This window comes from Micromonospora sp. WMMA1998, assembly GCF_027497375.1.
Lineage (GTDB): Bacteria > Actinomycetota > Actinomycetes > Mycobacteriales > Micromonosporaceae > Micromonospora > Micromonospora sediminicola.
Genome location: NZ_CP114911.1, coordinates 2,461,668 through 2,474,518, shown reverse-complemented (window position 1 = coordinate 2,474,518; position 12,851 = coordinate 2,461,668). Strand labels below are relative to the sequence as shown.

13 protein-coding genes are annotated in these 12,851 nt (G+C 73.5%); 6 read left to right on the top strand and 7 right to left on the bottom strand.

All coding sequences use genetic code 11. The annotated features are described in order from the left end of the window. Positions 1-70: 70 nt before the first annotated feature. Positions 71-574: a hypothetical protein gene (locus O7600_RS10770; protein WP_281593468.1), complete on the bottom strand. Its 504-nt coding sequence runs from the start codon at positions 572-574 to the stop codon at positions 71-73. Positions 575-727: 153 nt separating this feature from the next. Between O7600_RS10770 and O7600_RS10765 the strand changes: the two genes are divergently transcribed. Continuing rightward, positions 728-1,063: a glyoxalase superfamily protein gene (locus O7600_RS10765; RefSeq protein WP_281593467.1), complete on the top strand. Its 336-nt coding sequence runs from the start codon at positions 728-730 to the stop codon at positions 1,061-1,063. A 7-nt stretch (positions 1,064-1,070) separates the two neighbouring features. Here O7600_RS10765 and O7600_RS10760 read toward each other — a convergent pair whose 3' ends face one another. After that, the gene (locus tag O7600_RS10760) at positions 1,071-2,918 is read right to left on the bottom strand and encodes a glycoside hydrolase family 15 protein (protein ID WP_281593466.1); all 1,848 of its coding nucleotides are present in this window, start codon (positions 2,916-2,918) and stop codon (positions 1,071-1,073) included. Between the two features lie 58 nt (positions 2,919-2,976). Further along, positions 2,977-3,963, bottom strand: coding sequence for an NAD(P)/FAD-dependent oxidoreductase (locus O7600_RS10755; protein ID WP_281593465.1), 987 nt, complete (start codon positions 3,961-3,963; stop codon positions 2,977-2,979). A gap of 79 nt (positions 3,964-4,042) precedes the next feature. On the opposite strand from O7600_RS10755, the gene O7600_RS10750 reads away from it, so the two are divergent. From O7600_RS10750 to O7600_RS10740, 3 genes are all read left to right on the top strand, one after another. Beyond that, complete coding sequence (locus O7600_RS10750) at positions 4,043-4,627, top strand: XRE family transcriptional regulator (RefSeq protein WP_281593464.1); 585 nt, start codon at positions 4,043-4,045, stop codon at positions 4,625-4,627. Positions 4,628-4,856: 229 nt separating this feature from the next. Further along, positions 4,857-6,347, top strand: coding sequence for an NCS2 family permease (locus O7600_RS10745; protein WP_281593463.1), 1,491 nt, complete (start codon positions 4,857-4,859; stop codon positions 6,345-6,347). An 81-nt stretch (positions 6,348-6,428) separates the two neighbouring features. Next, on the top strand, positions 6,429-7,226 hold the full coding sequence (locus O7600_RS10740) for an alpha/beta fold hydrolase (RefSeq protein WP_281593462.1): 798 nt from the start codon (positions 6,429-6,431) through the stop codon (positions 7,224-7,226). Between the two features lie 23 nt (positions 7,227-7,249). Here O7600_RS10740 and O7600_RS10735 read toward each other — a convergent pair whose 3' ends face one another. The 4 genes from O7600_RS10735 to O7600_RS10720 form a co-directional block, all read right to left on the bottom strand. Then, positions 7,250-8,677, bottom strand: a complete 1,428-nt coding sequence (locus O7600_RS10735; RefSeq protein ID WP_281593461.1) for an MFS transporter — start codon at positions 8,675-8,677, stop codon at positions 7,250-7,252. A gap of 73 nt (positions 8,678-8,750) precedes the next feature. Further along, positions 8,751-9,230, bottom strand: coding sequence for a MarR family transcriptional regulator (locus O7600_RS10730; protein WP_281593460.1), 480 nt, complete (start codon positions 9,228-9,230; stop codon positions 8,751-8,753). A 66-nt stretch (positions 9,231-9,296) separates the two neighbouring features. Then, positions 9,297-10,244: a phosphotransferase gene (locus O7600_RS10725; protein WP_281593459.1), complete on the bottom strand. Its 948-nt coding sequence runs from the start codon at positions 10,242-10,244 to the stop codon at positions 9,297-9,299. A 123-nt stretch (positions 10,245-10,367) separates the two neighbouring features. Further along, entirely contained in the window at positions 10,368-10,964 is a 597-nt protein-coding gene (locus tag O7600_RS10720) for a dihydrofolate reductase family protein (protein WP_281593458.1), read from the bottom strand. Between the two features lie 64 nt (positions 10,965-11,028). Here O7600_RS10720 and O7600_RS10715 point away from each other — a divergent pair, with 64 nt between their 5' ends. Together O7600_RS10715 and O7600_RS10710 are read left to right on the top strand one after the other, a co-directional pair. Beyond that, complete coding sequence (locus tag O7600_RS10715) at positions 11,029-11,607, top strand: TetR/AcrR family transcriptional regulator (RefSeq protein WP_281593457.1); 579 nt, start codon at positions 11,029-11,031, stop codon at positions 11,605-11,607. A gap of 92 nt (positions 11,608-11,699) precedes the next feature. Further along, positions 11,700-12,845: a polysaccharide pyruvyl transferase family protein gene (locus tag O7600_RS10710; RefSeq protein WP_281593456.1), complete on the top strand. Its 1,146-nt coding sequence runs from the start codon at positions 11,700-11,702 to the stop codon at positions 12,843-12,845. Positions 12,846-12,851: the final 6 nt, after the last annotated feature.

Sequence of the window (12,851 nt, the reverse complement as noted above, 5' to 3'; positions counted from 1 at the left end):
TGCTCGCCCCGGAGTTGTCCGGGCGGACCACTGGGGAGTCCGGACGGGCGGGCGAGGGCCGGTGACCGCATCAGCCCTTACGAGAGCCGTCGGGCCGACCCGACGGGTCACTGATCCGGACGCCGTGGGAGCGCAGAAGCTCCTCCACCCGGTCCCGGGTCGCCGGGTCCGGTGCCCGCAACTGCCAGACCCGCCCGACCATGACGGCGTTGTTCGGCCCCGGCACGTCCCACGGACCGCCCTCCGGGAACACGGCGAGCGCGAGCCGGGCGAAGCCGGGCCGGGCGATCCCGGCCTCGCGGATCTCGGTCCATCGGTAGCTGCGGGTGACCTGTCCCCGGTGCCGGACCAGCAGTCCGAGGTCGTCGGCGAGCAGCGCGCCGTCGCGCTGGTACCACGCCGCGACCACGGTGGCCGCCGTCAGCCCGCTGTAGGTGAGCACCGAAGCGGTGTGCAGCCGGAAGCCGATCGCGATCGTCGTCGCCAGGATCCCGAGGGGGACGAGCACCGCCGGCCACCACCGCGACGCGAACAGCACCACGGGCTCCACGCCGGCCCCCCGCTCCTCCGCCACCCGACGGTGGTGCCCGCATCGGTCGCGATCGACACCTGCGGCGGCGGCCCGGAGCACCATGCCCCGGAGAGCGATATGACTGCTGGTCATATTTATGACTCAGTGGTATATCGACCAGAACGCCATGCTCCTCCGGGCTGGCACAATCGCGGGATGACCGAGCGACTGGCGCCGATCCTGCGGGTCCGCGACGCCGACGCCGCCGCGACCTGGTACGCCCGTCTCGGCTTCGCCCGCCTGTGGGAGCACCGGTTCGCGCCCGACCTGCCGCGCTACACCAGCATCGGCCGGCCCGGCATGGAGATCCACCTGTCCGAGCACGCCGGGGACGCCCGGCCCGGGACGCTGCTCTACCTCTATGTGGACGACGTGGACGCGGCGGCGGCGGCCTGCGGCGGGGTCGAGGTGCGGAGCCAGGAATGGGGGCGGGACTTCGAGGTCACCGACCCGGACGGCAACCGCGTCCGGGTCGGGACCGTGCCGTCCTGAGTGACGGTCACTGGCGTCGGCGGGCGTCGGCCTCGGCGTCGAGCAGGTCGTTCAGCGCTAGCGCCGAGTTGATCAGGGAGAGGTGGCTGAACGCCTGCGGGTAGTTGCCGATCTGCTCACCGGTGGCGGCGATCTCCTCGGCGTACAGGCCGAGGTGGTTGCTGAAGGTGAACATCTTCTCGAAGGTGAGCCGGGCGTCGTCCAGGCGGCCGGACCGGGCCAGCGCCTCGACGTACCAGAAGGTGCACATGTTGAACGTGCCCTCGTGTCCGGGGAGGCCGTCGGGGGAGTGCACCGGGTCGTAGCGGTGGACCAGGCTGTCGGAGACCAGGTCCCGCTCGATCGACGCCAGTGTGGACTGCCACAGCGGGTCGCTGGGCGTGACGAAGCCGACCGCCGGCATGGCCAGCAGCGCGGCGTCCAGCACGTTCTCGTCGTACGCCTGCACGAAGCTGCCGCGTTCCCGGTGGTAACCGCGGGCCATGACCTGGTTGTAGATCCGGTTGCGCTGTTCGACCCAGCAGGACATGTCGCCGGGGCGGCCGGTGCGGGTGGCCAGGCGGATCGCCCGGTCCAGCGCCACCCAGGACATCACCCGCCCGAACGTGTAGTTGCGGGGGTGGTGGCGGCTCTCCCAGATGCCGGCGTCAGGCTGGTCCCAGTTGTGACAGAGCCAGTCGACGAGCCGAACGGTGCTCTTCCACACCTGGTGCGACACCCGGATGCCCTGCTCGTCGGCGAGGTGCATGGCGTAGAGCGCCTCGCCGTGGATGTCCAGTTGGAGCTGGTCGGCGGCGCCGTTGCCGATCCGCACCGGGCTGGAGCCGCGGTAGCCCTCCAGGTGGTCGAGCACCTCCTCGTGCAGGTCGGAGGAGCCGTCCACCCGATACATGATCTTCAGTGGGTCCTGGTGGTCGCCGGCCTCGCGGATGCGCTCGTCCAGCCAGTCCATGTACCGGCTGACCTCCTCGGTGAAACCGAGGCCGAGCAGCGCGTGCACCGAGAACGACGTGTCGCGTACCCAGGTGTAGCGGTAGTCCCAGTTGCGGGTGCCGCCGACCAGCTCCGGCAGCGCGGCGGTGGGCGCGGCGATCATCGCGCCGGTCGGCGCGTACGTCATGAGCTTCAGCGTGATGGCCGAGCGCTCGACCATCTCCCGCCAACGGCCGGTGTAGCGGGAGCGCTCGACCCAGCGCCGCCAGTAGTCCCGGGTCCACTCGAACATGCCCTGGACCTCTTCGGGCGGGATGATGCGCGGTTCGATGCCGCCCGTCTCCAGCACCACCCCGCCGGTGTCACCCTCGTTCAACGTGCCGTACGCGACCAGGTCGCCGTCGTCCAGGTGCACGTCGCCGGTCTGAGAGATGAGCCGCCGCACCGGGTCGACCGGGTGGAAGGTGAGCGACTCCGTGCGGCCGCGGAAGACGTAGCCGTTGCGGTGCCGCTCCAGCTGGTGCTTGTCCCGCGCGTAGTCGAACCGGGGCCGGCACTCCACTTTGAACCGCATGCTGCCCCGCACCATGTTGACGATGCGGACCAGGCGGTGCGAGTCGGTCGCCCGCTCGCCGGTGACCGGCATGAAGTCCATCACCTCGGCGACGCCGTCGGCGCTGATGAACCGGGTGATCAGGATCGGCGTGCCGGGGAGGTAGAGCTGCTTGGTCACGTACCGGACGTCGTGCGGGGCGATCCGGAAGTAGCCGCCCTTCTCCTTGTCCAGCAGCGCGGCGAAGACGCTCGGCGAGTCGAAGCGCGGCGCGCAGAACCAGTCGACGGTCCCGTCACAGGTCACCAGCGCGGCGGTCTGCAGGTCCCCGATGAGCCCGTGATCCTCGATCGCCGGATAGCTCTCCACGTCGCCCCCCGGTCTCGACTGCCTCCTGCGCCTTCAACCTAGGGGAAGAATTGTCGGGTTAGGCGGGATTCGCGGTGAGCCCACCCACCCGCGCGCGCCGGTACGCCTCGACGGCCCGGCGGGTCTCCTCGGCCACCAGGTCCGCGTTGATCATCGCGGCGGTCCGGGCGCCGGCCGCGGCGGCGGCGCCGACCTGCGCGGACAGGTCGGTCACGTTGCCCGCGACCCACACCCCGGGAACCTCGGTACGCCCCGTCGGGTCGGCCGGCACGTACTCGCCCGCCCCGCTCGCGTGCGGCGCCGGCCGCAGGCCCAACCCGGTCAGGAACCCGGCCCGCGCCACCATCCGGGGCGCGACGGTCAGCACCTCGCGGGCGACTGTACGGCCGTCGCGCAGGCGTACCCCGGTCAGGTGGTCCCCGGCGACCTCGACGGCCGCGACCTCGCCCTCGACCACCGGCACGCCGCGCGCGGCGAGCTGCTCGGCCTGCTCGTCGGTGAGCGGCGGCGCGCTGTGGCGGAGATAGACCACGTCCTCGCTCCACTGCCGGAACAGCAGCGCCTGGTGCACCGACAGCGGGCCGCTGCCCAGCACCCCGATCGCGCGGTCGCGCACCTCCCAGCCGTGGCAGTAGGGGCAGTGCACCACGTCCCGGCCCCAGCGCTCACGCAGGCCCGGCACCTCCGGCAGTTCGTCCACCAGGCCGGTGGTGACCAGCAGGTGGGCGGCGCGCACCCGGCGGCCGTCGGCCAGCGTCACGTGGAACCCGTCGCCGTCGCGGGACACCGCCTCGACCTCGCCGGTGAGCAGGTGCCCGCCGTAGCCGCGCACCTCGTCCCGGCCGCGTGCCAGCAGCTCGGCCGGCGGCATGCCGTCGCGGGCCAGCAGCGCGTGCACCCCGTCGGCCGGGGCGTTGCGCGGGCTGCCCGCGTCGACCACCAGCACCGACCGCCGGGCCCGGGCGAGCATCAGCGCCCCGCTCAGGCCGGCCGCGCCGCCGCCGATCACCAGGACCTCGTAGCCGTCCGTCCGTACCTCGGTCATCTCGACCACCTCCGCGACCAGCCTGCGGCCGCCGCCGGCAAATCTGCAAACCCCGTTGCCGATCTGGCAAACTGGCGGGATGGACGACGACCTCGACGGCGCGCTCGACGCGGTCGGCCCGCGGCTGCGCGCGTTGCGCCGCGAGCGGGAGACCACGCTCGCCGACCTCTCCGCCGCCACCGGCATCTCGGTGAGCACGCTGTCCCGGCTGGAGTCCGGCGGCCGCCGGCCCACGCTGGAGCTGCTGCTCCCGCTCGCCCGGGCGTACGGCGTCACCCTCGACGAACTGGTCGACGCGCCGCCCACCGGCGACCCGCGCATCCACCTGCGGCCGGTCGCCGCGTACGGGATGACCATGCTGCCGCTCACCCGCCGGCCCGGCGGCATCCAGGCGTACAAGCTGATCATCCCGGCCGGCGGCCGGGCCGTGCCCGAGCCGAAGACCCACGAGGGGTACGAGTGGGTCTACGTCCTCAACGGGCGGCTGCGCCTGGTGCTCGGCGAGCACGACCTGGTCCTCCAACCGGGTGAGGCGGCCGAGTTCGACACCCGGGTGCCGCACTGGTTCGGTCGCGCCGACGACGGGGGCGTGGAGTTCCTCAGCCTCTTCGGCAGCCAGGGCGAGCGCGCCCACCTGCGCGCCCGCCCCCGTGCCCGGGAGTGATCCTGCCCACGCCGGGCGCTCAGCGGCAGGTCGGACGGGGTTACCGGCCGGTTAGGGTGGCGGCGCGAAGTCGCTCCCGACGACCGGGACGCGGCTTCGTAGTGCTTCACGGCGTCCGTGGAGCCCAGCCGTCCCGACGTTCTCCGGGCCAACCGCACCGGGACGGCTGCACCCCCACCGCCCGTCCGGCACGACCGGCGGGCCAACCCGGAACGGAGTAAGCCACGCCATGAGCGTGACGACGCAGGATCATGCTGCCCCGGTGGAGCCGACCGAACCCGCCCCGCGGGGTCGCCTCGACCGATACTTCGAGATCACCCACCGCGGCTCGACCGTGCGGCGTGAGGTGCTCGCCGGGCTCACGACGTTCGCCACGATGGCGTACATCGTGGTGCTCAACCCCCTGATCATCGGCACCGCGCCGGACGCCGACGGCAGCCTCCTCGGCATCGCCCCGGTCGCCGGCGTCACCGCCCTGGTGGCCGCCGTCATGACGATCATGATGGGTGTCGTCGGCCGGGTGCCGTTCGCCGTCGCCACCGGCCTCGGGCTGAACGCGTTCGTGGCGTACGCGGTGGCCTCGCAGATGTCCTGGGCCGAGGCCATGGGCCTGGTGGTCGTCGAGGGCCTGATCATCACCGTGCTGGTGCTCACCGGCTTCCGCAAGGCCGTCTTCCGGGCCATCCCGGCCGAGCTGAAGGCCGCCATCGCCGCCGGCATCGGCCTGTTCATCGCCATGATCGGGTTCGTCGACGGCGGCCTGGTCCGGCGCGTGCCGGACGCGGCCGGCACCACGGTTCCGGTGCAGCTCGGCGGCGACGGCACGCTGCGCGGCTGGACCACCGTGGTCTTCCTGGTCGGACTGCTGGTCACCGGCATCCTGGTCGCCCGCAGGGTCAAGGCCGGCGTGCTGGTCGGCATCGTGGTCACCACGGTGGTCGCGGTGATCGTGAACGCGCTGGCCAAGCCCGGGCCGGCGTTCGTCGACGGCAAGCCCAACCCGGAGGGCTGGCGGCTGAACGTGCCGACCCTGCCCGACCCGCTGATCCAGAAGCCCGACCTGCACCTGCTCGGCAACGTCTCGTTCGGCGCGTTCGCCAACGTCGGCCTGATGACCGCGCTGCTGCTGGTCTTCACGCTGGTGCTGGCCGACTTCTTCGACGTCATGGGCACCACCGTCGGGCTCGCCAAGCAGGCGAACCTGGCCACCGAGGACGGCACCGACATGCCCCGCCTGGGCAAGGTGCTCTTCGTCGACGGGGTCGCCGCGGTCGCCGGTGGCGCCGGCAACGCGTCGTCGGCCACCACGTACGTGGAGTCGTCCTCCGGCATCGCCGACGGCGGCCGCACCGGCCTGACCAGCGTGGTCACCGGCGTGCTCTTCCTCGGTGCGTTGCTGCTCACCCCGCTGGTGTCGCTGGTGCCCAGCGAGGCCGCCGGGCCGGCGCTGGTGGTGGTCGGCGCGCTGATGATCCGCCAGGTGAAGGACATCGACTTCACCGATCTCGGGGTGGCCGTGCCGGCGTTCCTGACCATGACGCTGATGCCGTTCACCTACTCGATCACCAACGGCATCGGCGCCGGCTTCGTGAGCTGGGTGGCGATCCGGGTGGCGCAGGGCCGGGCCCGCGAGATCCACCCGCTGCTCTGGGCGGTCGCCGTGGCGTTCGTGGTCTACTTCGGCATCAACCTGGTCAAGGCCGTCACCGGCGTCAGCTGACCGCGCCGGCGGGTGCGTCTGCGGTCGGCGGGACGACCGCAAACGCACCCGCGGCGCGGCCCGCGGCGGCACGATCAGCCGGTGGGCTATGCGGACGTGGGTGGGCGGCGGGTCTGGTACGAGGTGCACGGCGCCGGCCGACCGCTGGTGCTCCTGCACGGCGGTTACGGCTCGACCGAGACGTTCGCGCCGGTCCGGCCCGCGCTGGCCGCCCGCCGGCGGCTGATCGCGGTCGACCTCCAGGGGCACGGCCGGACCCCGGACGCGGACCGGCCGCTGCGCCACGAGGCGATGGCCGACGACCTGGCCGCCCTGCTGCGCCGGCTCGACCTGCCCGCCGTCGACCTGCTCGGCTACTCGCTCGGCGGCGGGGTGGCGCTGCGTACCGCGATCCAGCACCCCACCCTGGTCCGCCGCCTGGTGGTGGTCTCCGCGCCGTGCCGGCGACGCGGCTGGCACCCGGAGGTGCTGGCCGCGATGTCCGCCCACGACGAGCGGGCCGCCGAGCGGATGCGCGGCACCCCGGCGTACGAGCGGTACGCGCGGGTCGCGCCCCGACCGCAGGACTGGCCCACGCTCTGGGCCAAGAGCGGCGACCTGCTGCGCCGCGACTACGACTGGTCGGCCGAGGTGGCCGCGCTGCCGATGCCGGTGCTGCTGGTCTTCGCCGACGCCGACGCGGTCCCGACGAGCCACGTGGCCGAGTTCTACGGCCTGCTCGGCGGTGGGCACCGCGACCCGGGCGGCGACGGGTCCGAACGTCCCGCGTCCCGGCTGGCCGTGCTGCCCGGGCTCACCCACCGGGAGGTGGTCGCGTCCCCGGCACTGCCGGCGGCGGTGCTGCCCTTCCTCACCCACACCGCCCGCGCCCCCGGCTGACCGGCCCGGCCCGCCCGGCCGGGTCAGGCGGCGAGCGCGTCCGCGTTCTCCGCCGGGGCGGCGCTCGCCGTCACGCGCGGGCGCAGCAACGCGTACGCGAGGACGACGGCGACCACGACGAGCCCGGCGCCGACCGTGAACGCGAGGTGGAAGCCGCTGGTCAGCGCGGTGGCCCGGTCGTCGCCGTGCGCGACCCGGTCGGCGGTGCGGGCGGCGGCCAGGGTGGACAGCACCGCGACGCCGAGCGCCATGCCGAGCTGCTGGGTGGTGTTGAACAGCCCGGAGGCCAGACCGGCGTCCTCGGCGCGGGCGGCCGACATGCCCAGCGCGGTCAGCGCCGGCAGCACCAGACCGAACCCGGCGGCGAGCAGCATCACCGGCAGCACGTCGACGAGGTAGCTCCCGTCCGCCGGCACCCGGGCCAGCAGCGTGAACATGGCGACGAGCAGGACGAGCCCGGCCACCAGCACGGCCCGCTCGCCGAAGCGTCCGTTGAGTCGGGCGGAGAAGCCGAGCGACACCGCGCCGATCGTCACCGCCGCCGGCAGCAGGGCCAGCCCGGTGCGGGTGGCGTCGTAGCCGAGCACCTGCTGGAGGTGGAGCGTCACCAGGACCTGGAACGCGAACGTCGCGGCGACGGTGAGGACCTGGACCACGTTCGCCACGGCGACGCCGCGGGAGCGGAGGATCCGCAGCGGCATCAGCGGCCGGCGCGCGGTCGCCTGCCGCAGCACGAAGCCGGCGAGCAGGGCGACGGCGAGGGCGCCCAGGCCGAGGGTGCGGGCGGACGTCGCCCCGTACCGCTCGATCGTGACCACCGCGTAGATGCCGGTCACCAGGCCGGCGGTGACCAGCAGCGCGCCGGCCACGTCGGCGCCGGCGGCGAGCCCGATACCCCGGTCGGCCGGCAGCGTGCGGGCGGCGAGCGCGATCGTGACCAGGCCGATCGGCAGGTTGATCAGGAAGATCCAGTGCCAGCCGAACGCGTCGGTGATCAGGCCGCCGGCGACCTGACCGATGGCCGCGCCGGCGGCGCCGGTGAAGCTGAACAGGGCGATCGCCCGGGCCCGCTCGGCGGTGCCGGGGAAGAGCGTGACCAGGATGCCGAGGCTCACCGCGGTCGCCGCCGCGCTGCCGACGCCCTGGAGGAACCGGGCGGCGACCAGCACGGCGGGGGAGCCGGCCACGCCGGCCAGCGCCGAGGCCGCGGTGAACAGCGCGGTGCCGGCCAGGAACATCGCGCGGCGGCCGAGCAGGTCACCGAGGCGGCCGGCGAGCAGGAGCAGACTGCCGAACGCGATCAGGTAGGCGTTGACCACCCAGCTGAGGCTCGTCGGTGTGAAGTCCAGGTCGCGCTGGATGGCGGGCATCGCGATGGTGACGATGCTGCCGTCGAGGATGGTCATCAGGGCGCCGGTGGCGAGCACGCCGAGGGCAAGGCCGCGAGACATGGGGTCCTCCTGTCGGAAGGGGCGACAGGAGGACCGTAACGGATAGTTCCGTTACAGACAATCTTTTAGAGAACTACTGGCGTGCGCGGCGAACCGGTCGGGGATTCTGCGCCGGGGTGGCCAGGTGGTCGGCGGCGAGGCGCTCCAGCGCGCGGACGAGGGCCGCCCGCTCGTCGTCGGGCAGGCTGGCCAACGCCTCGGCGTGCACCCGGTCGACGATCTCCTGGCTGCGCTCGGCCACCCGGGCGCCCTCCTCGGTCACCGCGATGATCCGCGCCCGCCGGTCGGTGCTCGACGGACGGCGGACGGCCAGCCCGGCCTGCTCCAGCGCGTCCACGGTCACCACCATGGTGGTCTTGTCCATGTCGCCGATCTCGGCGAGCTGGATCTGGGTGCGCTCCTCGGGCAGCGCGTGCACCAGCACGCAGTGCATCCGAGCGGTCAACCCGATCTCGGCCAGGGCCGCGGCCATCCGGGTGCGCAGCACGTGGCTGGTGTGGTCGAGCAGGAAGGACAGGTCCGGGGTGGTACGCGTCGGGCCCATGGCGGTCATGACACCAGCGTACCGACGGGTCCGTGCCGGATGATCCGGCACGGAACGGCCGCCGGCCGCTTGGCGTCAGTGCGCCGGCCCGTCCAACCGGCGGGCCAGCCAGGGCAGCAGCGCGTCGCCCTGCAACCGCTGGAACGCCCGGACGGTCGGGATGCCGGGCGGCGGCGGTTGGCGGGCGCCGTCGAGGAAGAACCCGGTGAGGCCGGCCAGGACGCCGGTCAGGTCGGTCGGGTCGACGTGCGCGGTCAGCGGGCGGGTGGCCAGCAGCTCGTCCGGGTCGTGCCCGCCGTACACCTGCACGTTGACCACGGTGAGCAGGGTGTCCAGCCAGGCCGGGCCGCGACAGGCCCAGGGCCAGTCGACGACCGTCACCGCGCCGTCCGGGCCGAGCAGCAGGTTGTCGGCGCGTACGTCGAGGTGGCAGAGCGTGTCGCCGGTCAGCGCGGTGAGGCCGTGGTCGGCGGCGGCGCACAGGTCGGACAGGTGGGCCCGGGCCCACGGATCCAGGTCGGCGGGCGGGTCCTCGGCGATCCGCCGCCAGCCGCCGAAGTCGGTCGCGAGCCGCTCGGCGGCCGTGGCGGTCGCGGCGGCGGGGGCCGGGGTGAGCGCCGCGGCCATCGCCTCCAGCGTGGACAGCGCGGAGTCCAACTCGCCGGCGTCCCACGGGGTGACCGGGTGCCGGCCCTCGACGTCGGCGAAGACCAGCGCGATCCAGTCGCCGTCGTCGTGACTGCCGAGCAGGCGGGGTGTCGGCGCGTCGGCGGGCAGGGCGGCGGCGATCCGGGCCTCGGCGCGGTGCATGTCGGGGCTGCGGTCGTTCTGCGCCGTGCTGACCGCCTTGACGAAGGCCCGGCCGCCGCGCGCGGTGCGGACCCGGTCGGCGGTGCCGGGGGAGAAGCCGCCCGGCTGCGACTCCGCCGCCACCACCCGGTCGTCGAGAATGGCCTCGATCGCCGTGCGGACGTGGGCCGGCAGCTCGTGCCAGTGGAGTCGGGTCTTGCTCGGGCCGGTCACCGCCCCACGGTGACGTGTCGCCGCCCGCCGCGGCAACCGGATTGCAAGGAGGGGCCCCTTCTTAACGCCCCCCGTTAACAAGGGGCCCTTCCTCTACCGGATGCGTTAACAGGGGGCCCCTCCTTACCGCGTGTAGCGCAGCGCCACCACGCCGCTGTCGAAGGGGCGCGTGGCGGTGAGCGTGAACCGGCTCGGCGAGAAGCCCCGGTCCACCAGCGGGATGCCGCTGCCGGCCACGACCGGGTTGAGCTTGACCACCAGCTCGTCGACCTCGTCGAGCAACTGGCCGGCGAGTTGCCCGCCGCCGCAGAGCCAGATGTCCGCCCCGGGCTTCGCCTTCAGCTCGCGGACGAACGGCACCGGGTCGCCGGCGACGATCCGCACCTCCGGATGGTCGGCCGGGGCGAGGGAACGGCTGAAGACGTACTGCGTCAGGTGGTCGTAGGGGCTGGGGAAGCCGAGCCTCAGGCCGGGTTCGTAGGTCGCGCGTCCCATCAGGACGGTGTCGAAGCGGCCGGCGGGCGGCGAGTCCACGCCGAGCTGGGCGTGGGCGAACGTGGGCAGCGTCTGGGGCCACTCGGAGACCAGGTAGGGCGCGACGTCGGGCTCCAGCGGAAGGAAGTCGAAGGACCCGTCGGGGGCGGCGATGAAACCGTCGAGGGTGCTGGCGACGAAGTACACGAGCTTACGCAAACCGACTCCGATGTCCGGGGCTTCCACGACGGGTGTCGTGGTTCGCCGACGAATGTACAACACCTGTCGTGGTTTTTGCTACTGTGTTCGCGTGGCCAGGAACCCGCAACGCCGTACCCAGCTCGCCGACGCCGGCCTGACGGTCCTCGCCGCCGCCGGCGCGCGCGGGCTGACCCACCGGGCGGTCGACGCCGAGGCAGGCGTGCCGACCGGCACGACCTCCAACTACTTCCCGTCCCGGGCGGCGCTGCTCGCCGGCCTGGCCGAACGGATCTTCGACCGGGTCGCGCCCGACCCCGCGGTGCTGGCCGACCTGGGGCGCCGGGAGCCGTCGCTCGCGCTGATGACCGACTACCTGCGCGACATCGTCGCGCGCACCACCCGCGAGCCCGACCTCACCCGGGCGCTGATCGAACTGCGGCTGGAGGCGGCCCGCCGGCCCGAGCTGCGGGCCGCGCTCGGCGGCGTGCTCCGCCGGGGGTACGCCGACGACGTCGCCTTCCACATCGCCGCCGGCCTCCCCGGCGGGGCGTACGAGATCGCGCTGCTGCACTACGCCGTCGACGGGCTCCTGCTCGACCTGCTCACCACCTCGATCGACGCCGGATTCGACCCCGACCAGGTGGTCTCCACCCTCGTCTCCCGTCTGGTGGGAGCCGCCCCCGACTGAGCGCCGTCGCCGGCCCAGCGCCGACCCGGCAAGTTATGCCGGCCCGGCCAGCGGGAACGCGGGCCGGGACGTTCCCCGGGAAGGAGCAACGGATGCCGGATCGCACCGGACTGACCATCGGCGTGCTCGGTTCGTACGGCGGTCGCAACCTCGGCGACGAGGCGATCCTCACGGGTCTCCTGGCCGACCTGCGCCAGCACGAGCCGAACGCGCGGATCATCGTCTTCTCCCGCAACCCGGCGCACACCGCGCTGGCGCACCCCGACGTCGAGGCGGTGCCGTGGGAGGGCGTCAGCCGGGTCGACTCCTCCCAGGTGCTCAACCAGCTCGACCTGCTCATCCTGGGCGGCGGCGGCATCCTCTACGACAAGGAGGCCCGGCGCTACCTGCGGGTGGTCCGGGTCGCCCAGGAACGCGGGCTGCCCCTGCTCACCTACGCGGTCGGCGTCGGCCCGCTCACCGACGGCGTGGACACCGGCATGGTGCGCGAGACGCTGGCGCAGGCGGTCGAGGTGACCGTCCGCGACCAGGAGTCGCGGATGGTGCTGGAGGAGGCCGGCCTGGTCAACCCGATCACCGTGACCGCCGACCCGGCCTTTCTGCTGGAACCCGAGGAGTTCCCGGCGCAGTGGCTGCGCGAGGAGGGCGTGCCGGCCGGTTCCCGGCTCGTCGGCCTGAGCGTGCGGGAACCCGGGCGCGCCGCGGAACGGCTCGACGTCGACGGCTACCACCGGCTGCTCGCCCAGATCGGCGACTTCCTGGTGCACCGGATCGACGCGTACGTGCTCTTCGTGCCGATGGAGCGCGACGACATCCGGCACTCGCACGGGGTGCTGTCGCACATGATCGCCGCCGACCGGGGCCGGATCCTGCACGGCGACTACCGGCCGGCGCAGATCCTCGGCCTGATGCGCCACTTCGACCTGGCGGTCGGCATGCGGCTGCACTTCCTGATCTTCGCCGCCATGATGAACACGCCGTTCCTGCCGCTGCCGTACGCGGGCAAGGTCTTCGACCTGGCCCAGCGGCTCGGCGTGCCGGCGCTGCGCGGCGTGGAGCGGGAGGTGGAGGGCCCGCTGCTGGCCGAGGTGGACCGGCTGTGGGACGAGCGGGCGACCCGGGCCGACGAGACCGCCCGGCGGGTGGCCGAGGTGTGCGACCAGGCGCGGGGCACCTCGCAGGTGACCCGCAGCGTGCTGGACAGCATCCGGGCCCGGGCGTTGACCCCCGCGGTCTGACCGGGT

Bases quoted from the DNA above. Each gene is read 5' to 3' on its own strand.
- O7600_RS10765 (WP_281593467.1), top strand. From the start codon at position 728: ATGACCGAGCGACTGGCGCCGATCCTGCGGGTCCGCGACGCCGACGCC.
- O7600_RS10755 (WP_281593465.1), bottom strand. From the start codon at position 3,963: ATGACCGAGGTACGGACGGACGGCTACGAGGTCCTGGTGATCGGCGGC.
- O7600_RS10750 (WP_281593464.1), top strand. From the start codon at position 4,043: ATGGACGACGACCTCGACGGCGCGCTCGACGCGGTCGGCCCGCGGCTG.
- O7600_RS10745 (WP_281593463.1), top strand. From the start codon at position 4,857: ATGAGCGTGACGACGCAGGATCATGCTGCCCCGGTGGAGCCGACCGAA.
- O7600_RS10735 (WP_281593461.1), bottom strand. From the start codon at position 8,677: ATGTCTCGCGGCCTTGCCCTCGGCGTGCTCGCCACCGGCGCCCTGATG.
- O7600_RS10730 (WP_281593460.1), bottom strand. From the start codon at position 9,230: ATGACCGCCATGGGCCCGACGCGTACCACCCCGGACCTGTCCTTCCTG.
- O7600_RS10710 (WP_281593456.1), top strand. From the start codon at position 11,700: ATGCCGGATCGCACCGGACTGACCATCGGCGTGCTCGGTTCGTACGGC.